Source organism: Massilia putida, from assembly GCF_001941825.1.
Classification (GTDB): Bacteria; Pseudomonadota; Gammaproteobacteria; order Burkholderiales; family Burkholderiaceae_D; genus Telluria; species Telluria putida.
In genome coordinates, this window is record NZ_CP019038.1 from 4,292,816 (window position 1) to 4,315,511 (window position 22,696).

The 22,696-nt window shown below is 66.1% G+C and carries 16 protein-coding genes and 2 pseudogenes; 13 read left to right on the top strand and 5 right to left on the bottom strand.

Annotated elements, in window-relative coordinates; genetic code table 11:
- The first annotated feature begins 12 nt into the window (after positions 1 to 12).
- Positions 13 to 675 carry a GNAT family N-acetyltransferase gene (locus BVG12_RS21300; RefSeq protein WP_075794156.1) on the top strand — a complete coding sequence of 221 codons (663 nt, stop codon included), beginning with the start codon at positions 13 to 15 and terminating at the stop codon, positions 673 to 675.
- 4 nt (positions 676 to 679) lie between these two features.
- On the opposite strand, the gene BVG12_RS21305 is transcribed toward BVG12_RS21300, so the two are convergent.
- A complete protein-coding gene (locus BVG12_RS21305) occupies positions 680 to 1,723 on the bottom strand; it encodes a LacI family DNA-binding transcriptional regulator (RefSeq protein WP_083685282.1) in 1,044 nt (347 codons plus the stop codon).
- 253 nt (positions 1,724 to 1,976) lie between these two features.
- On the opposite strand from BVG12_RS21305, the gene BVG12_RS21310 reads away from it, so the two are divergent.
- From BVG12_RS21310 to BVG12_RS21330, 6 genes and pseudogenes are all read left to right on the top strand, one after another.
- Positions 1,977 to 2,918: an ABC transporter substrate-binding protein gene (locus BVG12_RS21310; RefSeq protein WP_075794158.1), complete on the top strand. Its 942-nt coding sequence runs from the start codon at positions 1,977 to 1,979 to the stop codon at positions 2,916 to 2,918.
- Positions 2,919 to 2,967: 49 nt separating this feature from the next.
- A pseudogene (locus tag BVG12_RS35980) lies at positions 2,968 to 3,480 on the top strand (ATP-binding cassette domain-containing protein); the annotation flags it as partial.
- 321 nt (positions 3,481 to 3,801) lie between these two features.
- Positions 3,802 to 4,476: pseudogene (locus BVG12_RS35985) on the top strand (ATP-binding cassette domain-containing protein); the annotation flags it as partial.
- Between the two features lie 23 nt (positions 4,477 to 4,499).
- Positions 4,500 to 5,528: an ABC transporter permease subunit gene (locus BVG12_RS21320; RefSeq protein ID WP_169926835.1), complete on the top strand. Its 1,029-nt coding sequence runs from the start codon at positions 4,500 to 4,502 to the stop codon at positions 5,526 to 5,528.
- A gap of 4 nt (positions 5,529 to 5,532) precedes the next feature.
- Entirely contained in the window at positions 5,533 to 6,444 is a 912-nt protein-coding gene (locus BVG12_RS21325) for a carbohydrate kinase family protein (RefSeq protein WP_075794160.1), read from the top strand.
- A gap of 91 nt (positions 6,445 to 6,535) precedes the next feature.
- The gene (locus BVG12_RS21330; protein ID WP_083685284.1) at positions 6,536 to 7,762 is read left to right on the top strand and encodes a maltoporin; all 1,227 of its coding nucleotides are present in this window, start codon (positions 6,536 to 6,538) and stop codon (positions 7,760 to 7,762) included.
- Positions 7,763 to 7,887: 125 nt separating this feature from the next.
- On the opposite strand, the gene BVG12_RS21335 is transcribed toward BVG12_RS21330, so the two are convergent.
- The 3 genes from BVG12_RS21335 to BVG12_RS21345 form a co-directional block, all read right to left on the bottom strand.
- Positions 7,888 to 8,808 carry a carbohydrate kinase family protein gene (locus tag BVG12_RS21335; RefSeq protein ID WP_075794161.1) on the bottom strand — a complete coding sequence of 307 codons (921 nt, stop codon included), beginning with the start codon at positions 8,806 to 8,808 and terminating at the stop codon, positions 7,888 to 7,890.
- Between the two features lies 1 nt (position 8,809).
- Positions 8,810 to 10,021, bottom strand: a complete 1,212-nt coding sequence (locus BVG12_RS21340; RefSeq protein WP_075794162.1) for an AGE family epimerase/isomerase — start codon at positions 10,019 to 10,021, stop codon at positions 8,810 to 8,812.
- 78 nt (positions 10,022 to 10,099) lie between these two features.
- Positions 10,100 to 11,143, bottom strand: a complete 1,044-nt coding sequence (locus BVG12_RS21345; RefSeq protein ID WP_229503676.1) for a LacI family DNA-binding transcriptional regulator — start codon at positions 11,141 to 11,143, stop codon at positions 10,100 to 10,102.
- 320 nt (positions 11,144 to 11,463) lie between these two features.
- On the opposite strand from BVG12_RS21345, the gene BVG12_RS21350 reads away from it, so the two are divergent.
- The 5 genes from BVG12_RS21350 to BVG12_RS21370 all read left to right on the top strand — a co-directional run bounded on the left by BVG12_RS21350 (position 11,464) and on the right by BVG12_RS21370 (position 18,249).
- Positions 11,464 to 12,735 (top strand): sugar MFS transporter, encoded by a 1,272-nt coding sequence (locus tag BVG12_RS21350; protein WP_075794163.1) that lies wholly within the window; start codon positions 11,464 to 11,466, stop codon positions 12,733 to 12,735.
- A gap of 92 nt (positions 12,736 to 12,827) precedes the next feature.
- Positions 12,828 to 15,059, top strand: a complete 2,232-nt coding sequence (locus BVG12_RS21355; RefSeq protein WP_075794164.1) for a glycoside hydrolase family 3 C-terminal domain-containing protein — start codon at positions 12,828 to 12,830, stop codon at positions 15,057 to 15,059.
- 84 nt (positions 15,060 to 15,143) lie between these two features.
- Positions 15,144 to 16,472 carry a glycoside hydrolase 5 family protein gene (locus BVG12_RS21360; protein ID WP_075794165.1) on the top strand — a complete coding sequence of 443 codons (1,329 nt, stop codon included), beginning with the start codon at positions 15,144 to 15,146 and terminating at the stop codon, positions 16,470 to 16,472.
- Positions 16,472 to 17,686, top strand: coding sequence for a glycoside hydrolase family 27 protein (locus BVG12_RS21365; RefSeq protein ID WP_075794166.1), 1,215 nt, complete (start codon positions 16,472 to 16,474; stop codon positions 17,684 to 17,686). Before BVG12_RS21360 ends, BVG12_RS21365 begins: the two co-directional genes overlap by 1 nt.
- A complete protein-coding gene (locus tag BVG12_RS21370; protein ID WP_075794167.1) occupies positions 17,683 to 18,249 on the top strand; it encodes a hypothetical protein in 567 nt (188 codons plus the stop codon). Before BVG12_RS21365 ends, BVG12_RS21370 begins: the two co-directional genes overlap by 4 nt.
- Positions 18,250 to 18,461: 212 nt before the next feature.
- On the opposite strand, the gene BVG12_RS21375 is transcribed toward BVG12_RS21370, so the two are convergent.
- Complete coding sequence (locus BVG12_RS21375; RefSeq protein WP_075794168.1) at positions 18,462 to 18,962, bottom strand: Lrp/AsnC family transcriptional regulator; 501 nt, start codon at positions 18,960 to 18,962, stop codon at positions 18,462 to 18,464.
- A gap of 140 nt (positions 18,963 to 19,102) precedes the next feature.
- On the opposite strand from BVG12_RS21375, the gene BVG12_RS21380 reads away from it, so the two are divergent.
- A complete protein-coding gene (locus BVG12_RS21380) occupies positions 19,103 to 22,651 on the top strand; it encodes an indolepyruvate ferredoxin oxidoreductase family protein (protein ID WP_075794169.1) in 3,549 nt (1,182 codons plus the stop codon).
- Positions 22,652 to 22,696: the final 45 nt, after the last annotated feature.

Genomic DNA, 22,696 nt, shown 5'->3' on the forward strand with positions numbered 1-22,696 from the left:
CGAAAACCCATCATGCAGGACCATCCCCTCCGCCGCTGGCTGAAAAGCCTGTATGCCCGCAAAGGCGGCCAGACCGTGCTCGTCAAGGCGCTGAGCGAACGCGACCGGCGGCGGGTCCTGCGCCACTTCATGGGCCTCGACCGGGACGACCGCCTGCTGCGTTTCGGCAGCGTGCTTCCCGACGAGCAGGTCGAAGCGTATGTCGCGAAACTCGATTTCGCGAAGGACATCGTGTTCGGCGTCTACAACCGCGTGTTCCAGCTGGTGGGCGTGGGCCACCTCGCGTTCACGTCACGCGACGCGCATCCGGACAGCATGCATTACACGGACAAGGAAAAAGTGGCGGAGTTCGGGGTCTCCGTGTCGAAGTCGGCGCGGGGGCAGGGCATCGGTACGCGGCTGTTCGAACGGGCAGCGATCCACTGCCGCAATTCCGACGTCGACACCTTGTACATGCAGTGTCTGTCGTCGAACCGCACGATGATGCACATCGCGAAGAAGGCCGGCATGGAGATCCGCCGCGACTACGGCGAGGCGGACGCCCACCTGCACCTGCCGCCGCCCAGCCCGGGCAGCGTGCTGGCCGAGGCGCTGGAAGAGCAGATCGCGAAGATTGATTACACGGTCAAGGCGAACGCGCGCGCCGCCGCGAAGTGGCTCCTGCCGAAACGCTGAATCGTCAGGCCGACTCGCGCGGCACCAGTCCACCCGTAAAACGCTTGCGGTACGGCGTCACGTCGGCGCCGTCGAGCTGCGCCTGCAGGCATTCCATCGCGGCGACGCCGATGGCGGCGACGTCTTGCCGGAACGTGGTCAGCGGCGGATGCAGGTAGGCGGAAATGGGTAGGTCGTCGTGGCCGACGATGGCGAGATCCTGGCCCGGTGCGAGGCCGAAACGGCGGCAGGCGGACATGGCGCCGATCGCGAGCCTGTCGGTGCCGCAGGCCAGCGCCGTGATGCCGGCGCGTCTCCAGGCGCCGCCCGCGAGCCAGTCGAGCACGTGGCGGAATGCATAGGCTTCGAAATCCCAGGAGGGCTGCGTGCTGCCGGGCACGAGGTGCGGTTCCATGCCGGCTTCCGCCATCGCCTCCAGATAGCCGGCCAGCCGTTCTTCCGGCGACGGATGCGCCACCGGCGGCGCCCCCAGATAGGCCGGGCGGTAGCCGCGGCCGAGCAGGTAGCGGGTCAGCATCGCCATGCTCTGCCGGTTGTCGTTCATGACGTAATTGCAGTCTTCGTGGACATAGCTGTCCATGTAGACGATGCGCATCTCCTGCTCCAGCCGTAGCAGCAGGTCGAGGTTTCGCTTCGACGCGACCGCGGTCAGGATCACGCCCGCCACCTTCATCGATCGCATCGTCATCAGCGCCTCCGCTTCCTCCGCCGGGTCGTTGTACGAGCACTGGATGATCACGTCCATGCCGAGCGCCTTCGCCTTCGCTTCGATCGCGCGCAGGGCTTCGGCGAAGAAGGGTTCGTTCACCACCGGCAGGATGACGCCGACCATGCGCGAGCGCCCGCGCACGAGGCTGACCGCGTGCGGGTCGGGCACGTATTCGAGGTCGCGGCAGGCCTGTTCGATGCGCGCGCGCGTGTCGGCCTTCAAACCCTCGCGGTCATTGAAATACTTCGACACCGTGGCGCGCGACACCCCGGCCCGCGCGGCGACGTCGTGCATCGTGACGGGGCCACAAGGAGCGTTGGTATTCTGCGCAGTTTTCATCAGTTGGTTGACTCGTGTAAAGTTCGCTCGCCACCGGCAGGCACGCGCCCATCATAGCAAAAATACTCGCTTGCAATAAGAGTGTCGATTCGTCGAGCGCTCATGCCGTTTCGGCACTGTGGATCACTTGCTGTTGTGGTCACTCAACTATTAAAAATCTTTTAAAAAATCTGTTGACGACAAAAAGTCGACACGTGTAAAGTTGTTTCATAACGAAGCATCACGACACACAAAACAGCTCGGAGACATCGTCATGAAAACACCCGCCGTGTTCGCGTGCATTGCGGCATTCGCCTTCTCGCTGGCCGCCGACGCCCAGGCGGCGCGGCCATTGAAATCCGTCGGCGTGGCCGTCAGCGATCTCGCCAATCCGTATTTCGTCGCCATCGGCAAGGGCGCCGCCGATGCCGCCAGAAAGGTTGGCGGCGACAAGGTCAGGGTCACGACCGTGTCCAGCAAATACGACCTCAATACGCAGGTCGGCCAGATCGAAAACTTCATCGCCAACAAGGTCGACATCCTGATCGTCAACGCGTCCGATCCGAAAGGCATCGCGCCCGTGCTGCAAAAGGCGAGAAATGCCGGCATCGTCGTGATGGCCGTCGACGTCGGCGCCGACAATGCGGATGCGACGATCATGTCCGACAACACGATGGCCGGCACCGAATCGTGCAAGCGCATCGTCGAACGCTTGCACGGCAAGGGAAATGTCGTGATCGTCAACGGTCCGCCCGTCACCGCGGTGATCGCGCGCGTGGCCGGCTGCAAGCAGGCGTTCGCCGGCACGGGCATCCGCATCGTGTCCGACAACCAGGATGCGAAGGGTAGCCTCGACGGCGGCATGGAAGTCATGACGAATCTCTTGATCGCGCACCGCCGCATCGATGCCGTGTTCGCGATCAACGACCCGTCCGCGATCGGCGCCGAACTCGCGGTCAAGCAGGCGGGCCGCCCCGACGTGCAGATGGTCGCATCCGTCGACGGCGCACCGGACGCGGAGGCGGCGCTCAAATCGAAGAACAGCATCTTCGCCGTCACCACCGCGCAAGACCCCTACAAGATGGCCACGATGGCCGTCGACATCGGCTACGACATCATGAACGGCAAGCGGCCGGCCAATCCGGTCGTGCTGATTCCCACGCCGGCGATCACGAAAGACAACGTGGCGGCCTACAAGGGCTGGGCCAGTCACTAAAAGGCAGCCGGCCCCGGCGGCCGGCGGAAATTCCCTCACTGGAGGAGACATGGCAACAATCAATCCACCCCCCGTGCTGGAGGTATCCGGCATCCGCAAGCGGTTCGGCGCCGTCACGGTGCTCGACGGCGTCCAGCTGACCATCCGCCCGGGAGAGATCCACGCGCTGATGGGAGAAAACGGCGCCGGCAAGAGCACGTTGATGAAGATCCTGGCCGGCGTGTACCAGCCGGATGCCGGCGAGATCCGCGTGGGCGGCAAGCCGGTACGCATCACGTGCCCGGCCGACGCGCGCGCCTGCGGCATCAACCTGATCTACCAGGAGCTGTCGGTCGCGGCCAATCTCACGGTCGCGCAAAACATCTTCATGGGCGCGGAACCGCGCGGGCGCTTCGGCATCGTCGACACGGCGCAGATGAACCGGCGCGCGGCGCAGGTGCTGAAGAGCCTCGGCGCCACGTTTCTACCCAACCGCATCGCCAGCGGCTTGTCGATCGCCGATCAGCAGCAGGTCGAGATCGCCCGCGCCCTCGTGCACGACAGCCGCGTGCTGATCATGGACGAGCCGACGGCCGCGCTGTCCGAACGCGAGACGGAGCGCCTGTTCGACGTGATGCGGGCCCTGCGCGAGCGCGGCATTGCGATCATCTACATCAGCCACCGCATGGCGGAAGTGCGCATGCTGGCCGACCGCGTGAGCGTGCTGCGCGACGGCACTTGGATCGGCGAGCTGACGCGCGACGAGGCGACGCCGGACACGGTCGTGCGCATGATGGTCGGCCGCGAACTCGGCGGCTTTTATGAACACACGCAGCGCCGCGTGCCGGGCCCCGTGCGCCTGAAGCTGACCAATGTGCACGGCGCCAAGGTGCATCCGGTATCGCTGGACGTGCGCGCCGGGGAGATCGTCGGACTCGCGGGCCTCGTCGGCGCCGGCCGCACGGAACTGGCGCGCCTGATCTTCGGCGCGGACCGGATGACCGGCGGCACGGTCGAAGTCGACGGCCGCGCGGTCGCTATCCGCACGCCGGCCGATGCGATCCGCTTGGGGCTCGCCTACGTGCCGGAAGACCGCAAGGGACAGGGCCTGTTCCTGCAACAGTCGCTGCTGGCGAACGTGACGATGAACGTCCTCGGCAAGCACGCACGCTGCGGGGTGCTCCGTCGCGGCGAGCTGCTGCAGGTGACGCGCGATGCGATCGTCAAACTGTCCGCGCGCGGCGCGGGGCCGGACGGCATCATCGGCGGCCTCTCGGGCGGCAACCAGCAGAAGCTCTTGCTGGCGCGCTGGCTGGAGATCGGTCCGCGCGTGCTGATCCTCGACGAGCCGACGCGCGGCGTGGACATCGGCGCCAAGCACGAGATCTACCGGATCATCCACGGCCTGGCCGATGCCGGCGTGGCCGTGCTGTGCATCTCGAGCGAGCTGGCGGAAATCATCGGCGTGTGCGACCGCGTGCTCGTCATGCGCGAAGGCTGGCTGTCCGGCGAACTGGCCGGCGAACGCATCACCCAGGAAAACATCATGGCGCTGGCCACCCAGGCCCAGGCCGCATAGGACACCGCTTCAGGAGCTATATCATGCAAACTCTGAAATCATCCCTTCCCACCGCGCCGGGTGCAAGCGCGCATGGCGGCGTCAAGCAGGCCTTCTCGCGCATGTTCGCGACGATGGGCATGCTGCCCGTGCTCGTCGCGCTGTACATCGTGTTCTACTTCCTGACCGGGTACTTCGCCGAAGACGGCGTCTCGAATTTCGCGACGATGGCCAACACGATGAACGTGCTGCGCCAAAGCTCGATCAACCTCGTGCTCGCGACGGGCATGACGTTCGTGATCCTCACGGGCGGCATCGACCTGTCGGTCGGCTCGGTCCTCGCCGTGTCCGCGGTGCTGGGCATGATCGCGTCGCTGCCGGGGCATGCGCCGGCGCTGTCGCTGCCGATCTTCCTGCTGGCGGGCCTCGGCATGGGTCTCTTGAATGGCCTGCTCGTCGCCGTCTTCAAGATCAATCCGTTCGTCGTCACGCTCGGCACGATGACGGCGCTGCGCGGCACCGCGTACCTGCTGGCCGACGGCACCACGATCCTGAACCGCGAGATCCCGACCTTCGAGTGGATCGGCAACGATTCCTTCGCGGGCCTGCCGTGGCTCGTGTGGGTCGCCGCCGCCCTCGTGCTGGCCGCGTGGTTCATCCTGCGCCGCACGGTGCTGGGCATGCACGTGTATGCGGTCGGCGGCAATCCGCAGGCGGCGCGGCTCACGGGCATCAAGGTCGGCCTCGTCCTCGTCTTCGTCTATGCGTTTTCCGGCTTGTGCGCGGGCACCGCGGGCGCCATGTCGGCCAGCCGGCTGTACGGCGCGAACGGCAACTGGGGTTCCGGCTACGAGCTCGACGCGATCGCCGCGGTGGTCCTCGGCGGCACGAGCCTGATGGGCGGCGTGGGCACGATCTGGGGCACCGTCACGGGCGCGCTGATCATCGGCCTGCTGAACAACGGCCTCACGATCCTCGGCCTGTCGTCGTTCTGGCAGTACGTGGCGAAGGGCACGGTCATCGTGCTGGCCGTGATGCTCGATAAATGGCGTTATCAACAACAGGCGAACTAATAAAATGCAAGCACAACGACTCCCCCGTTACGTGGTCTTCGGCGAAGCGCTGACCGACATGATCCGCCAGGACGACGGCACCTGGCGCTCGCTCCCCGGCGGCTCCTGCTGGAACGTGGCGCGCGTGGGCGCCCGCCTGGGACTGCGCACGGGTTATGCCGGCGCCGTCAGCATGGATGCCTTCGGCGACGAGATCGCGGAGGCAGGCAGCGCGGCCGGCCTGGACGCGCGCTTCCTGCAGCGCGTCGACGCGCCGCCGTTCATCGCGATGGTGACGTCGCGCCATCCGCCCCGCTACGTCTTCCTGGGCGAGAACAGCGCGGATCTGCACTTCCGCCCCGAGCTGCTGCCCGACGGCTGGCTCGACGCGGCCGACGTGATCCACGTGGGCAGTCTCGCACTGGCACGCGGACCGCTGGCGCGGCGCCTGGTGGAACAGGCCCTGATGGCGCGCCAGGCCGGCAAGCGCATCGCCTTCGATCCGAACTTCCGCAACGCGATGCGCGACGCGTCGTACCGGCCCACGTTCGAACTGATCGCGGGCCTCGCCAGCCACATCAAGGTGTCCGATGAAGACCTGGAAGGCCTGTTCCCGGGATATGCGCTGCACGATGCCCTGGCCGCGTTGCGCGCGCTGGCGCCCGATGCCGAGATCCTGTTTACGCGCGGTGCCGATGGTCTGTCGCTGATCCGCGGCGACCACGTGCTGGATGCGCCGGCGTACCGCGTGGACGTCGTCGACACCGTCGGCTGCGGCGACGCCTCGATGGCCGGCTGGATCAGCGGCCTACTGCTCCACCCGGAGATGCCGCCGGCGCGCCAGCTTGAGCGCATCGCGGCGGTGGCCGCCACGGCCGCCATGCACGCCGGACCCTATGCGCCCACGGCGCAAGAAGTTGACGCTCTGCTCGACTAACACGTAATTCCGATCCTGTTCCACTGACCTGCCGCGGCATCCGCGCCGCGGCCGGACGGGATTCGTTTTGCCCAAACAATCAGGAGACAACATGCGCATGCCTACCATCGCGCTGGCGCTGCTCGCGCTCGCGTATTGCCTTCCCGCGTCCGCCGTGGACGTCCAGAACTACTTGCGCGCCAATGCTGCCGCGAACAGCGAAGGCGGTGGCCAGACCTGCTTCGGCCTCGCCGGCGCGGGTGCGAAGTACCGGCTGGGGAACGAGTGCGGCGTCTATGGCGAAATGCTGCTGGGCCAGCGCCTCGTGCAGGGCGACGCCGGCGAAGACGTGAAGGCCTATGCGATGCTCAACCTGGGCAACGCAGCCGCGTCGAACAATGCGAAGCGCCCCGAGGGCGGCTGGAAGATCGGCCTGCCGCAGGCCTATCTGGCCATCGAACACGTGAGCGGATTGGGTGACGCGGCGCTGTGGATCGGACGCCGCTACTACAAGCGCGAAGGCGTGAACGCCAACGACTTCCTGTACTGGAATCCGTCGGGCATGGGCGTCGGTATCGAGAACGTGCCGCTGGGCCCGATGAAGTTCAGCTATGCCTACCTGCACGACGACCAGCAGACGATGCCGATCATGCGCGTCGGCGACACGGCGAACCGGCACGATTTTCAACTCCGCGGCGTGCCCGTGAATCCGGACGGCACCTTGGAACTCGGCCTGGCGCTGATCCGCAGCGACGGTGAGCGTGGCCACCACGGCGGGTCGATGCTCACCGTGCAGCACCGCCAGCGCATCCTGGCCGGCGCCGGCGACAATCGTCTCGCGGTGCAGTGGGGGACGGGCGCGGGCACGGATAATGGCGCGACGGGCGACATCAGCAACGGCCACGACGTGCACCGGCTGCGCGTCGTCGAGAGCTGGTATGCGCAGGTCACGCGGCGCTTCGGCGGAGAGCTCGTCGCCGTCTGGCAGCGCGACACGGCGCATGATGCCGCGAAGGCGAAGACGTGGGCCTCGGCGGGCGGGCGCATGTCGTATGCGCTTCTTGAGCACGTGAAGCTGCTGGCGGACGTGGGCCACGACCGCGTCGCGCCGCAGAACGGCGATGTGCGCCGGCTGACCAAGGTCACGGGCGCGATCGCGCTGACGACCGCGCCGGGTTACTTCGACCGTCCCGAGCTGCGCCTGTTTTTCACGCACGCGCACTGGAACGAGGCCGCGCGCGCGGCCGCGCGGACGAACGATCCGCTGGCCGCCAACGGCGTGTTCGGCACGGCGCTGTCCGGCTATACCGTCGGCGTCACGTTCGAAAACTGCTGGTGATCAAGGACACGTCGAAAAACCTGCTGCGCGTTGCACTGCTGTGCTGCGATGCTCGCTGTACTCCTCGTACAGCTGCGCTTCTCCCACAGCATTGCGGCCGCTCGCGACGTTTTTTCGAGGTGGCCTCAAGCATGCATGCCCGCCAGCAGCGTATCGATTGCCGCCAGCGACGGCGGCGTGGCGCCGGCCGCGAGGCAGGCCGCGGCGCCTGCCGCGACGGCGAAGCGCAGGTGAGAGAGACCGTCGCGACCGGGCGCATGCAGCATGCTCCAGGCCAGCGCGGCGATGCTGGCGTCGCCCGCGCCGACCGTGTCCACGGGCATGATGCGCGGCGCCGCCACATTCCACGCGCCGTCCGGCGTATGCAGCGAGGCGCCGGCCGCACCCTTCGTGTACAGGTAGCTGGCGTCCGGGTTCCAGCCGCGCAGCGTGACAAAGGCCGCATCCGCGTCAGTCGTGCGCAGCAGGCCGACGAGGTCTTCTTCCGACACTTTGACGACGTCGGCCAGGGCCGTCATGCGGCGCAGGGTCGGGTCGTAGTTCTCGTCCATCAGCGCGCGGAAGTTCGGGTCGTAGCTGATGCGCACGCCTTGCGCCTTCAGGCTCTCCGCCAGCGCGACGAGCTTGCCCGCGAGCGGCCGGCGCGCGAGGCTGATGCCGCCGAAATGCGCCCAGCGGCAAGCCGTGTGCCAGCCTTGCGGCAGTTGCGCGGCGTCGAAGTGCAGGTCGGCGCTGTCGTCGCCGACGAAGAAATAGCTGGGCGGGTCGAGCCGGTGCACGATCGCGAGCAGCGGCGATTTATCGAGACGCTGCAGGAAGCGCTCGTCCAGGCCCGCGTCGAGCGTGGCGCGCCACAGCTGGTCGCCGAACACGTCGCGGCTGACGGCGCCGGCGAACGCGCTGGGCGCACCCAGCTTCGCCATCGCGCGCGCCACGTTCCACGTCGAGCCGCCCGTCACGCTGTGCCAGCGCGTGGCGCCGGTGTCATCCACGATCATATCGGTGAGCGCTTCGCCGGCGGCGACGAATACGGGAAAGTCGGCCATGTCAATCCTTCGTGAGAACGGTCAGCACTTCGTAGCAGGCGCCCATCGTGTGGTAGTCGACCTTGCCGGCCGGGCTTTTTTCGTCCGTGAGCTTCTCGTTGGCAGGGCCGAGGATGCGGTACCAGGCGCCGTGCTCGTGGTCGACGAAGTGTTCCCAGCTATAGGCCGAGATGCGGTCGTACCACGTCCAATACGCCTGGTCGCCCGTGCGCGCGCCGAGCAGGGCGGCGGCGGCCAGGCTCTCGGCCTGCACCCAGAAGTATTTGTCGGCGTCGCAGATTTCGTCCTGCGGGCCGAAGCCGTAGAAGATGCCGCCGTGTTTCTCGTCCCACGCCTTGGTCAGCGCCGCGTCGAACAGCTGGCGGGCGCGCGGCAGCAGCCAGTCGGACGGGCCGGCCATTTGATCCTTGTGGCGTTCCATGATCAGGAGGAGCTTGGCCCATTCCGTCAGGTGGCCCGGCTGGTAGCCCCACGGGCGGAAGATGTTCGTCTTGTCGTCGCGGTTGTAGTCCGGGTCGACGGACCAGTCGCTGTTGTAGTGTTCCCAGACCAGATTGCCGTACAGGGCGGCCTGGCGCACCGTGATGTTGTGCGCGAGCGTCTCCGCGCGCCACAGGAATTTCGTGTCGCCCGTCGCGTCGAACGCGGCCAGCATCGCTTCGCAGGCGTGCATATTGGCGTTCTGGCCGCGGTACGGGAACAGCGTGGACCAGTCGCCGCTCGCTTCATCGGCATACAAGCCATGCGCCGGTTCCCAGAAGCGGCGTTCCATCAGGTCGTACGTCTCGTCCAGCCAGGCGCGCGCCTCATCGACGCCGGCATTGAGCGCATGGGCGTAGGCCAGCAGCACGAAGGCGAGGCCGTAGCAGTGGTTCGTGTCGTCGGTGATGCGTTTTTGCCCGTCGTTCCAGTCCAAGGTCCAGGCATAGCCTCCGGTCTCCGGATTGCGGTGCGCGTCGCGCAAAAAGCGCAGGCCGTGCAGCACGCGTTCGCGGTCGGCCGGTTCCTGGAACTGGCGCCACGCCATCGAAAAATTGAAGACGAAGCGGGTGCTGCTCACCAGGTGGCGCGTGTGCGCGTCGTAGACCGTGCCGTCGTCCTTATAAAAATGATAGAAGCCGCCGCTCGGGTCGACGCAGCGGGGATCGTAGAACTGGCGGGTGTGGCGGATGTGCTGCAGCAGCGCCGCGCGGGAATGGAAGTCGGGAAGCATGGGTCGGTCGTGATGAGTGAATCGGTGGTTGGCGCCGCGCCGTGCGGACGCGGGCGCCATGGGGAACAGCGGTGGAGGTTATTTGCGCATGCGGTAGTCCTCGCATACGGTACTGGCGCGCACGATCAGTTCCACGGCCGCCACCTGTTCCAGCGGCGGGTCCTGCGGGCCGCGCAGCAGCAGCTCGACGCCCAGGGCGCCCAGCTCCTTCTTGTTGATGCGCAGCGTCGTCAGCGGACGGTGGCCCAGCACGGCGCCGGGGATGTCGTCGAAGCCGACGATCGAGATATCGTGCGGCACCGTCTTCCCGGCCGCGAGGCAGGCGCGCATCGCGACGAGGGCGGCGGCGTCGTTGTAGCAGAACACGGCATCGGGCGGGTGCGGCTGGGCGAGCAGCGATTGCATCGCCTCGTAGGCGCCCGTCTCGAGGTCGACGCCGTCCGGCAGGCACGTCTCGAGACGCGGGTCGGCCAGCATGCCCGCTTCGAACAAGGCCTGGCGGTAGCCGCGGTTGCGTTCGCGGATGCTGTAGTGGCCGAGCGAGCCGGAGATCATGCCGATGCGTTCGCGGCCCAGCGAGATCAGGTGGCGGGTGGCGAGGTAGCCGCCCATATGATTGTCCGGATTGACGGAGCTGTAGCCGCGCAGCTTCATGTCGATGAGGACGAGGGGCTTGCCGCTGGCGCGCAGGGCGTTCAGTAGCTCGGGTTCGAAGAAGCCGGCGCATACGATGGCGTCCGGCGCGTGCATGCGCAGCTGCTCCGTCACGCCGTCGGCCGGACCGACCGCCATGAACGACAGCACGATGCCCTGTTTGCGGCAGGCTTCCTCGGCGCCGTGCAGCACGGGCGAATAGAACGGGCTGCTGGCGGCCGTGTTGTGCTGGCGGTGCAACAGGAACGTGAGGCGGCGGATGCGTTTGCGGCGCAGTTTGCAGAAGTCATAGCCCAATTCGTGGGCTGCCGACAACACCATCTGGCGCGTGCTTTCCGTGAGTCCGGGCTCGTTTTTGAGAGCGCGCGAGATCGTGCCGGCCGAGACGCCGGCATACTTGGCCAGGTCGCGGATCGTGACCGGCGCCGGGCTGCCGCCCGCTGGGGTGCGTATGGTGTCGGGATTCACGTTGTCTCCGATATCGTTGCAGGGATCGCTCTGGGCGTCGCTCGTTTGAATGGAGTCTTGCATATCAAAATCGCCTTGGTCAAACGTCAAGCTGCACTTCAAGTCAAGTTTAGCCGGCTTTACTAAACAGCCGTTTGCCCGGTATATTCTCAATCTAAGAAACCGATTTCATAAGAGGGCGGGCCTTGTTTAGTGGCGACTGGCTAAACTCGGCCGCGAATCATGGTCCCCGTTTGACCCGGTCCCCCCGCTTTTGCAGAATCTTTTTACATATAAGTTACTGTTTTATAAGTTAGCGGTAACATCACAAGGAGACCTACATGGAACGCGCATCACCGGCCGCAATCGAGCCTGCCGACCGGGCCCAGCCCGCGAATTACACCTTTCCCCTGACCGTCGTCACCGCACTGTTCTTCATGTGGGGACTCCTGACGTCGCTGAACGACATCCTGATTCCACACCTGAAGTCGGTCTACAACCTGACGTACGTACAGGCGATGATGGTGAACCTGGCCTTCTTCAGCGGTTACTTCCTGCTGTCGATTCCGGCCGGCGCGCTGATCCGCCGCATCGGTTATAAAGCCGGCGCCGTGGCCGGCCTGGCCGTGTGCGCCGTCGGCGCCGCGCTGTTCTATCCGGCCGCCACCAGCGTCTACGCGCTGTTCCTGTTCGCGCTGTTCGTGCTCGCTGCCGGCATCACGATCCTGCAGGTCGCCGCGAACCCGTACGTCACCGTGCTGGGCGCCCCTGCCACCGCGTCGAGCCGCCTGAACCTGACCCAGGCCTTCAACTCGCTGGGCACCGTCGTCGGGCCGCCGATCGGCGGCATCCTGATCCTGTCGCACATGACGGAAGCGGCCGATCCGGCCCACATGTCGGCCGCGGAACGCCTCGCGCAGGCGCAGGCCGTGCAGGGGCCGTACCTGGGCCTGGCCGCCACGCTGGCGATCCTGGCCATCCTGTTCGCCGTGATCCGCCTGCCGATCATCCGCGACGAGGACGCGGGGCCGGCCCACGGTTCGATCTTCAGCCAGAAGCGCCTGATGCTGGGCGTGACGGCGATCTTCCTGTACGTCGGCGCCGAAGTGAGCATCGGCAGCTTCCTGATCAACTATATGGGCGATCCGAGCATCGCCGGCTTCTCCGCCGAAACGGGCGCGAAATACGTGGCCTATTACTGGGGCGGCGCGATGGTCGGCCGCTTCATCGGCTCGGCCGTGATGCGCTCCGTCAGCCCGGGCAAGGTGCTGGCCTTTAACGCGGCCGCCTGCATCGTCCTGCTGGTGGCGACCGTCCTCGGTCACGGCCACCTCGCGATGTTCGCCGTGCTGGCCGTCGGCCTGTTCAACTCGATCATGTTCCCGACCATCTTCAGCATGTCGGTGCATGAACTGGGCCCCTTGACGAGCCAGGGTTCGGGCCTGCTGGTGATGGCGATCGCCGGCGGCGCCGTCGTGCCGGTCATCCAGGCCCAGGCCGCGGACGCCATCGGCCTGCAGACCTCGTTCCTGGTCCCGGCCGCGTGCTACGCCTTCATCCTGTACTTCGGCGCGAAATACGCCCGCATGTACGTGGACGTCAAGGCCGTCTGACCCGCTCGACCCGTTTTGCCGCCGCGTGGTGTCCCGCGGCGGCGCTGCGCCGCATACCTATAACGATCCGAATCCTGAGAGAGCCTCGTCCCATGCGTTTGACTCAACTGACCCTCGTCGCGGCCCTGGCCGCCGCATTCCCCCTGTTCGCCGCCGCCGCCGACACCCCGGCCCAGCAGCCGTGGATGAACCGTTCCCTGAGCGCCGACCAGCGCGCCCAACTCGCTGTGAAAGCCATGACCCGCGAAGAAAAACTGCGCTGGGTGTTCGGCTATTTCGGCACCGCATTCGCCCCCAAGGGCACCACGCCGCCGAAGGGCGCGATCCCGTTCTCGGCCGGCTTCGTGCCGGGTAACCCGCGCCTCGGCCTGCCGGACCTGCTGGAAACGGACGCCGGCCTCGGCGTCGCCACCCAGGCCACGCCGACGCCGCGCGAGCGCACGCAGCTGCCGTCGGGTCTGGCCACCGCATCGACGTGGGACACGCAGATGGCCTACGCCGGCGGCGCGATGATCGGTTCCGAAGCGCGCCTGTCCGGCTTCAACGTGATGCTGGCCGGCGGCGTGAACCTGATGCGCGATCCGCGCAACGGCCGCAATTTCGAATACGCGGGCGAGGACCCGCTGCTGGCCGGCACGATCGTCGGCCATGCGGTGAAAGGCATCGAGTCGAACCACGTCATCTCGACCGTCAAGCACTACGTGCTGAACGACCAGGAAACGGGCCGCAACGAGCTCGACGTCCACATCGACAAAGCCGCGTCGCGCATGTCCGACCTGCTCGCGATGCAGATCGCGCTGGAGCAGTCCGACGCCGGCTCCGTCATGTGCTCGTACAACCGCGTGTACGGCACCTACGCGTGCGAGAACGACTACCTGCTAAACGAAGTCCTCAAGAAGGACTGGGGTTTCAAGGGTTATGTGATGTCCGACTGGGGCGCGACCCACAGCACCGTGGAAGCCGCGAACCACGGCCTGGACCGCCAGTCCGGCCAGGAATTCGACAAGTCGCCGTACTTCGGCGGCGCGCTGGAAGAAGCCGTCAAGAACGGCCACGTGTCGGAAGCGCGCCTTAACGACATGGCGACACGCATCGTGCGCGCCATGTTCGCCAAGGGCGTCGTGGACAATCCGGTCGCGCAGGGGGGCAACATCGACTTCGCCAAGAACGGCGCCGTCAGCCGCGCGACGGCGGAAGAGGGCATCGTCCTGCTGAAGAACGACAACCGCGTCCTGCCGCTGTCGAAGGACGTGAAGACCATCGCCATCATCGGCGGCCATGCCGACGTGGGCGTGCTGTCGGGCGGTGGTTCGTCGCAGGTGTATCCGGTGGGCGGCATGGCCGTGAAGGGTCTGGAGCCGAAAAGCTGGCCGGGTCCGGTCGTGTACCACCCGTCGTCGCCGCTGCGCGCCATCCAGGCGCTGGCGCCGGACGCGAAGATCGTGTACGACGACGGCACCGATCCCGCGCGCGCCGCGCGCGTGGCCGCGCAGGCGGACGTCGCGCTCGTGTTCGCGACGCAGTGGATCGGCGAAGCGAACGATGCGGCGTCGCTGTCTCTGCCGGACAACCAGGACACGCTGATCGACAACGTCGCCGGCGCCAATGCACGCACCGTCGTCGTGCTGGAGACGGGCGGCCCCGTCGCCATGCCGTGGGTCGCGAAGACGCCGGCCGTGCTGGAAGCCTGGTATCCGGGCACGAGCGGCGGCGAAGCGATCGCGCGCGTGCTGTTCGGCTTTGTCAATCCGTCGGGCCACCTGCCGGCCACGTTCCCGGTCTCCGAGCAGCAGCTGCCGCGTCCGAAACTGGACGGCGATCCGAAACAGCCGGAGCAGCGCTTCACCGTCGATTACAAGGAAGGCGCCGCGGTCGGCTATAAATGGTTCGACCAGAAGGGCCTGAGCCCGCTGTTCCCGTTCGGTCACGGCCTGTCGTACACGACGTTCTCGTACTCGGGCCTGGCGAGCCAGGTCAAGGATGGCCGCGTGCACGTGCGCTTCAAGGTCACGAACACGGGCAACGTCGCCGGCAAGGACGTGCCGCAGGTGTATGTGTCGCCGCTGGCCGCGAAGTGGGAAGCGCCGAAGCGCCTGGCCGGCTGGGACAAGGTCGCGCTGCAGCCGGGTGAATCGAAAGAGGTCGACGTCGTCGTCGAGCCGCGCATTCTCGGCATGTTCGACGAGAAGTCCAAGACCTGGCGCATCGCCAAGGGCAAGTACAAGGTGGTGCTCGCCGAAGACGCCGCAGGCAAGAACGCGACCAGCGTGACGGTCGACCTGCCGGCGTCCACGCTCGACGTGCGCGGCCGTCCTAAGCGCTGAGTTTCGCTTTGCCGCCCGCCGGTCGGCGGGCGGCGCATGATCCATACGACGACGTTCCCCAAGGAGCGCGAGGAGACTACGACCATGCAACGCAAGTTCGGCATTTTCAGCAAGTTCTCCGTGGCCGCCGCCCTGCTGATGGCAGGCGCGGCACAAGCGGCGGGCAGCAGCGGCTTCGTGGCCGTCAAGGACAGCCATTTCGAACGCAACGGCCAGCGCTACATGATCGCCGGCGCGAACTTCTGGTATGGCGGCTATCTCGGCGCGCCGACCGGCGTCGGCCAGCGGGCCCGTCTTGTCAAGGAACTGGACCACATGAAGGCGCTCGGCATCAACAACGTGCGCGTGCTGGCCGTGTCGGAAAAGACGGCAATGAAGAGCGCCGTCAGTCCCGCCACGACGAGCGCGCCCGGGCAGTACGACGAGCTGCTGCTGCAGGGCCTGGACTTTTTGATGGCCGAACTGGCGAAGCGTGACATGACGGCCGTGCTCTACCTGAATAATTTCTGGCAGTGGTCCGGCGGGATGACCCAGTACCTGAACTGGTTCACCGGCTCGCCCGCGCACGATCCGAACGTGAGCAAGGACTACGAGCGCTTCATGGCCGAAAACGCGACGTTCTACACGAACGCCCGCGCCCAGGCCGAATACCGCAACGTGATCGCGAAGATCGTCCAGCGCACGAACACGGTGACGAAGACGCCTTACCGCGACGACCCGACGATCCTGTCGTGGCAGCTCGCGAACGAACCGCGCCCCGGCAACAGCAAGTCCACGCCGCAGGAAAAAGCGACGTACGTGAAGTGGATCGCCGACACCGCCCGCTACATCCGCTCGCTCGACGGCAACCACATGGTCAGCACGGGCAGCGAGGGTCTCGCCGGCTCCGCGCAGGACGCGTCTTTGTACCTGGACGCGCACCGCACGCCGGACATCGCCTATCTGACGTATCACCTGTGGCCGGCGAACTGGGGCTGGTTCGATCCGAAGAAGCCCGACGCCACATGGAACGGCATGATGGACAAGGCCAGCCACTACCTGAACGTGCACGTCGACTATGCCAAGCAGCTGGGCAAGCCGATCGTGCTGGAAGAGTTCGGCCTGAACCGCGACGGCGGCGCCTTCGACATCAAGGCCTCGACCAAGGTGCGCGACCGCTTCTACAACGACGTCTTCACCACGCTGGAGAAGCGCGCCGCCGCGGGCGACCCGGTCGCCGGCTGGAACTTCTGGGCCTGGGGCGGCGCGGGGCGCGCGGCCAATGCGGATTACTGGTGGAAGCCGGGTAACGATTTCGTCGGCGATCCGCCGCAGGAAGAGCAGGGCCTTTATTCCGTGTTCGACAGCGATGCCAGCTCGCTCAAGTTGATCGCGGACCACGATAAACGCCTGAAGACGATTGGAGCAAAATAGTGAAACGCAGTACCTCCCTGATCCTTGCCGCCACCATCGCGGCATCCCCGGCCGCGGCCTGGGCGCAGAAATTCGACGGCCTCGCGGCCACGCCGCAGATGGGCTGGAACAGCTGGAATAAATTCGCCTGCGACATCGACGAAAAGTTGATCCGCGAGACGGCCGACGCGATGGTCAAGCTGGGCTTGAAGGATGCCGGCTACCAGTACATCAACATCGACGATTGCTGGCACGGCGCGCGCGACGAACACGGCGACATCCGGCCGGACCCGCAGCGCTTCCCGTCCGGCATGAAAGCCCTGTCCGACTATGTGCATGCGCGCGGCCTCAAGCTGGGCATTTATTCGGACGTCGGCGACAAGACCTGCGGCGGCCGTCCCGGCAGCCGCGGCCACGAATACCAGGATGCGAAGACGTATGCGGCCTGGGGCATCGACTACCTGAAATACGACTGGTGCGAAAGCAAGGGCATCAACGCGGTCGGCGCCTACACGACGATGCGCGACGCGATCCGCGCGGCGAACCGCCCGATCCTGTTCAGCATTTGCGAATGGGGCGACAACAAGCCGTGGGAATGGGCGGCCGACGTGGGCCATTCGTGGCGCACGACGGGCGACATCTATCCGTGCTGGGATTGCGAAAAGAGCGCCGGCTCGTGGTCCGCATGGGGCGTGATGCGCATCCTCGACATGCAGGCGGGCCTGCGCAAGTACGCGGGGCCGGGCCACTGGAACGACATGGACATGTTGGAAGTCGGCATGGGCATGACGGAAGACGAGGACCGCGCCCACTTCTCGATCTGGTCGATGATGAATTCCCCGCTCATCCTCGGCAACGACCTGCGTTCGATGCCGGACTCGGTGAAGAAAATCATCGGCCGTCGTGAGGTCATCGCGATCAACCAGGACCCGCTGGGCGTGCCCGCGCTGCGTTTCTGGAAACAGGGCCAGGTCGAAATGTGGGCCAAGCCGCTCGCGAACGACGAATGGGCGTTCATGGTGTTGAACCGCGGCGAGGCGGCGCTGCCGTTGCATTACGACTGGAAGCAGAACGTCGTCGTCGATGATCTCAGCAAGCGCGACGTCGATTTTAAACAGGCTACGTGGCACTGGACGGACGCCTGGACCGGCAAGACGGGCGACACGAGCCGCCGCCTCGAGGCGACCGTGCCCGCGCACGGCGTCGTGTTGCTGCGCCTGAAGAAGGGCGCGTGACGCGTCGGCCGCTGATCGCCGTGCTGCTGGCATTGTGCGCGGCCGGCGCGGCGGCCGAACAGACCATCACGGCGAGCGACATCCACGTGGCCCGCATGGGCCGCACGGTCGCCGCCGCCGACGGCACGGTGCGTTTTGGGTATCCCGGCGTGACCTTGCTGCTGGCCGTCGACGGTACCCGTCTTGCCGTCGATACCGCGGGCGGTACCCGCAGCCTCGTCGACGTGATCGTGGACGGCAAGCCCGCGGGCACGCTGCGCCTGGCACCGCAGATGAACCGCTACGACATCCTCAAGGGCGACGCGTACACGGCGGTGCTGCGCGACCATCCGCACACGCAGGTCGCGCTGACGGAAGGCGTGCTGCTGGACGGCGACAAGAAGGCGGCGCTGATCGGTTATCTCGAGGAGGCGATGGCGCGGGTGGGCGATAGGCGCGTCCACCTGCTCGCACCGGCGGCGCATCGGCCGGGCGACGCCGTCAACGGTCACCCGACGACGGACCAGCATGCGGCGATGGCGGCCGAACTGCTGCCGCAACTGCGGCGGCCAGCCGGCTGGTAGGGACAAAAAAAAACCGACGTACCGGGTAGGCCCCGGTGCATCGGAAAGAAGAGCCGGACCACCCCGGCTGGAGACGAACCGGCCACCGTTCCCTGCGGGGCGACCGGACCGAGACCCGGTCGAGATTACCGACGGCGCCGCGCAGGGTCAAACGCGCGGGCGCATTCCCCCGCGTGTTTCGCGCTTATCACTAAACAGCATAAGAACGCGAATCAAACGATGGGAAGCGCAGTCGTTTCCTTGATGCGCTGCAGGGCAAAACTCGATTTGACGTCCAGCACGGCCGGGTGGCGCAGCAGGGTGCTCATCATGAAGCGCGAGAAGTGGTCCATGTCTTCCACGTGCACGCGCAGCAGGAAATCCATTTCCCCCGTCATCGCATAGCAGGCCACGACTTCGGGCCAGGTCGACACGGCCTGGGCGAATTCGAAGCGCGGCGACGTGGCCGGCACGCGCGCGTTCGGCGCGCCTTCGCTGTGTTTTTCAAGGCGGACATTTACATAGGCCAGCAGGCCCAGTCCCAGCTTGTCGGGATCGAGCAGGGCGACGTATTGCCGGATGACACCGGCTTCCTCCAGGCGTTTGATGCGCCGCAGACAGGGCGACGGCGACAGGCTGACGCGCTCGGCCACGTCCTGGTTGGACAGGCGGCCATCCGACTGGAGGATGGCCAGGATTTTACGGTCGGTTTTATCCAGCTCGATTTTTGACATGAATTCTCCTCAGGACGGGCGCGTGTCGCAATTTTATTGCGCAAATCGTCGGACGGGGGGAATTCATTGAAATTTAATGCTTGTGACACAGGTCTATACTGGCCCCAACCGAAATACGGTAAACATAATCGGAGACACGCATGAACGCCCCGCTGGACCGCACCCAACTGGAACCGCTACCGCCCCACCAGATCACGCTCGACGACAAATGGACGCTCGAGCGCGGCCGCGCCTTCATGACGGGCACCCAGGCCCTGATCCGCCTGCCGATGCTGCAGCGCGAACGCGACCTCAAGGCCGGCCTGAACACGGCAGGCTATATCACGGGCTACCGCGGCTCGCCGGTGACCCAGGTCGACCAGACGGCGTGGAAAGCGAAAAAACACCTGGAAGCGCACCACGTCCACTTCCACCCCGGCATGAACGAAGACCTGGCGGCGACGGCCGTCTGGGGCACGCAGCAGACCAATCTGTTCAAGGATGCGAAGTACGACGGCGTGTTCGCCATGTGGTATGGCAAGGGCCCGGGCGTCGACCGCTGCGGCGACGTGTTCAAACACGGCAACAACGCGGGCTCCGCCAAGAATGGCGGCGTGCTCGTGCTGGCCGGTGACGACCACGCGGCGAAATCGTCGTCGACGGCGCACCAGTCCGACCACATCCTGCACCACTGCGGCATTCCCGTGCTGTACCCGTCGTCCGTGCAGGAATACCTCGACTATGGCTTGCATGCCTGGGCGATGAGCCGCTACAGCGGCCTGTGGGTGTCGATGAAATGCGTGACCGACATCATCGAGTCCGGCGCCGTCGTCGACCTCGATCCGGACCGCGTGCAGACCATCCTGCCGACCGACTTCGAGATGCCGGCGGGCGGCTTGAACATCCGCTGGCCGGACGCCGTGCTGGACCAGGAAGTGCGCATGAACCACTACAAGTGGTATGCCGCGCTGGCGTACGCGCGCGCCAATAAGCTGAACCAGATCGTGTGGGACAGCCCGACGCCCAAGATCGGCATCATCACGGCCGGCAAATCGTATCTCGACACGCGCCAGGCGCTGGCCGACCTCGGCATCGACGAGCAGGCGGCACGCGACATCGGCCTGCGCGTGTATAAGGTCGGCATGACGTGGCCGCTCGACTCGGTCGGCGTGCACGAATTCGCGTGCGGCCTGGACGAGATCCTCGTCGTCGAGGAAAAGCGTCAAGTGCTGGAATACGCACTGAAGGAAGAGCTGTACAACCTGCCGGACAGCGAGCGGCCGCGCGTCGTCGGCAAGTTCGACGACACGGGCGAATGGAGCGTCAAGAACCGCTCCGGCCAGGGCGACTGGCTGCTGTCCGCGAATTACGAACTGAATCCGGCCCAGATCGCGCGCGCGATCGCGTCGCGCATCTCGCACTACTGCGCCGGCCATCCGGTCGAGCAGCGCGTGAACGAGCGCATCGCCTTCCTGGAAGCGAAGGAGCTGATCCTCAAGAACATCCCGAAAGCGAATCCGGAAACGGACCGCATCCCGTACTTCTGCTCCGGCTGCCCGCACAACAGCTCGACCAAGGTGCCGGAAGGGTCGCGCGCGATGGCCGGTATCGGCTGCCACTACATGGTGCTGTGGATGGACCGCGAGACGTCCACGTTCACGCACATGGGGGGCGAGGGCGTCACGTGGATCGGCCAGGCGCCGTTCACGGGCGAGAAGCACGTGTTCGCGAACCTCGGCGACGGCACGTATTACCACTCGGGCGTGCTGGCGATCCGCGCGTCGGTGGCGGCCAAGGTCAACATCACCTACAAGATTCTCTACAACGACGCCGTCGCCATGACGGGCGGCCAGGTCGTCGACGGTCCGCTCGATCCGGCCAAGATCAGCCGCCAGCTCGCGGCCGAAGGCGTCAAACCGATCATCGTCGTCACCGACGAACCGGAAAAATACCCGGACGATTATCCGTGGGCCGAAGGCGTCACCGTGCGCCACCGCGCGGAACTGATGGACGTGCAGCGCGAACTGCGCGAGATGCCGGGCGTGTCGGCCATGATCTACGACCAGACCTGTGCGTCGGAAAAGCGCCGCCGCCGGAAGAAGGGTGCGTATCCCGATCCGGCCAAGCGCGCCGTGATCAACGAAGCCGTGTGCGAAGGCTGCGGCGATTGCTCGAAGCAGTCGAATTGCCTGTCCGTCGAACCGCTGGAGACGGAACTGGGCCGCAAGCGCCAGATCAACCAGTCCTCGTGCAACAAGGATTTTTCGTGCGTCACCGGCTTCTGCCCGAGCTTCGTCACGGTCGAAGGCGGCGGGCTGAAAAAGCCCAAGAAGGCGACGTCCGACGCGACGCCGCCGTCGCTGCCGATGCCGAAGATTCCTTCGACGACGAACCCGTTCGGTATCCTCGTCACCGGCATCGGCGGCACGGGCGTCGTGACGGTCGGCCAGATCCTCGCGGTGGCCGCGCACGTCGAAGGCAAGGGCGCGCTGGTCCTCGACATGAGCGGCCTCGCGCAAAAGGGCGGTCCGGTGATGTCGCACGTGCGCCTCGCCGACCGCCAGTCCGACCTGCACTCGACGCGCGTCGGCACGGGTAACGCCGACCTCGTGATCGGCTGCGACCAGATCGTCACCGCCAGCCGCGACGCGCTGTCGCGCATGGGAGAAGGCCGCACGTGGGCCGCCGTGAACAGCAGCGGTGCGACGACGGCCGCGTTCATCAAGAACCCGGACTGGCAATTCCCGGCCGAAGGCTCGCGCGGCGCCATCGTGCAGGCTTGCGGCGAGAACAACGTCGACTTCATCGACGCCGGCCACATCGCCACGACCCTGATGGGCGACGCCATCGCCACGAACATGTTCATGCTGGGCTATGCGTTCCAGAAGGGCCATGTGCCGCTGCAGGAAGCGTCGATCATGAAGGCGATCGAGTTGAACGGCGTGTCCGTCGGCTTCAACAAGGCCGCCTTCAACTGGGGCCGCACGGCCGCGCACGACCTGCCGTCGGTGCAGAAGCTGACCACGCCCGCGAAGGTGATCGAATTCAAACGTTCGCAATCGCTCGACGACCTCGTCAAGCGCCGCGTCGAACTGTTGACCGCGTACCAGAACGCTGGCTATGCCGCGCAGTACAAGGCATTCGTCGACCGGGTCCGCGCCGCGGAAGAGAAGCTGGGCAAGGGCACGCGTCTGACGGAAGCGGTCGCGCGCTACCTGCACAAGCTGATGGCGTACAAGGACGAGTACGAGGTTGCCCGCCTGTACACCGATCCGGCGTTCATGGCCAAGATCGACGGCATGTTCGAAGGCGACGTCAAACTGAAGTTCCACCTGGCGCCGCCGCTGTTCGCGAAGAAGGACAAGGACGGCCACCTCGTGAAACAGGAATTCGGCCCGTGGATGATGAAGGCCTTCGGCGTGCTGGCGAAGCTGAAAGGCTTGCGCGGCACCGCGCTCGATCCGTTCGGCCACACGGCCGAGCGCAAGATGGAACGCGCGTTGGTCCAGCAGTACCGTGCCACCGTCGAAGGCCTGCTGCCCAAGCTGACGGCCGAGAATTTGGCGCAGGCGGTCGCGATCGCGAGCATTCCGGAAGACATCCGCGGCTTCGGCCACGTCAAGGAGCGCAACCTCGCGGCGGCCAGGCGCAAGGAAGCGGAACTGGTGTCCGCCTTCCACGCGGGCGGCACCGCCACCCGCGCAGCCTGATCGCGCGCCCCTGCCGGAATCGCACCGGCAGGGCGCTGTCGCATC

Bases quoted from the DNA above. Each gene is read 5' to 3' on its own strand.
- BVG12_RS21300 (WP_075794156.1), top strand. From the start codon at position 13: ATGCAGGACCATCCCCTCCGCCGCTGGCTGAAAAGCCTGTATGCCCGC.
- BVG12_RS21305 (WP_083685282.1), bottom strand. From the start codon at position 1,723: ATGAAAACTGCGCAGAATACCAACGCTCCTTGTGGCCCCGTCACGATG.
- BVG12_RS21310 (WP_075794158.1), top strand. From the start codon at position 1,977: ATGAAAACACCCGCCGTGTTCGCGTGCATTGCGGCATTCGCCTTCTCG.
- BVG12_RS21320 (WP_169926835.1), top strand. From the start codon at position 4,500: ATGCAAACTCTGAAATCATCCCTTCCCACCGCGCCGGGTGCAAGCGCG.
- BVG12_RS21325 (WP_075794160.1), top strand. From the start codon at position 5,533: ATGCAAGCACAACGACTCCCCCGTTACGTGGTCTTCGGCGAAGCGCTG.
- BVG12_RS21330 (WP_083685284.1), top strand. From the start codon at position 6,536: ATGCGCATGCCTACCATCGCGCTGGCGCTGCTCGCGCTCGCGTATTGC.
- BVG12_RS21335 (WP_075794161.1), bottom strand. From the start codon at position 8,808: ATGGCCGACTTTCCCGTATTCGTCGCCGCCGGCGAAGCGCTCACCGAT.
- BVG12_RS21340 (WP_075794162.1), bottom strand. From the start codon at position 10,021: ATGCTTCCCGACTTCCATTCCCGCGCGGCGCTGCTGCAGCACATCCGC.
- BVG12_RS21350 (WP_075794163.1), top strand. From the start codon at position 11,464: ATGGAACGCGCATCACCGGCCGCAATCGAGCCTGCCGACCGGGCCCAG.
- BVG12_RS21355 (WP_075794164.1), top strand. From the start codon at position 12,828: ATGCGTTTGACTCAACTGACCCTCGTCGCGGCCCTGGCCGCCGCATTC.
- BVG12_RS21360 (WP_075794165.1), top strand. From the start codon at position 15,144: ATGCAACGCAAGTTCGGCATTTTCAGCAAGTTCTCCGTGGCCGCCGCC.
- BVG12_RS21375 (WP_075794168.1), bottom strand. From the start codon at position 18,962: ATGTCAAAAATCGAGCTGGATAAAACCGACCGTAAAATCCTGGCCATC.
- BVG12_RS21380 (WP_075794169.1), top strand. From the start codon at position 19,103: ATGAACGCCCCGCTGGACCGCACCCAACTGGAACCGCTACCGCCCCAC.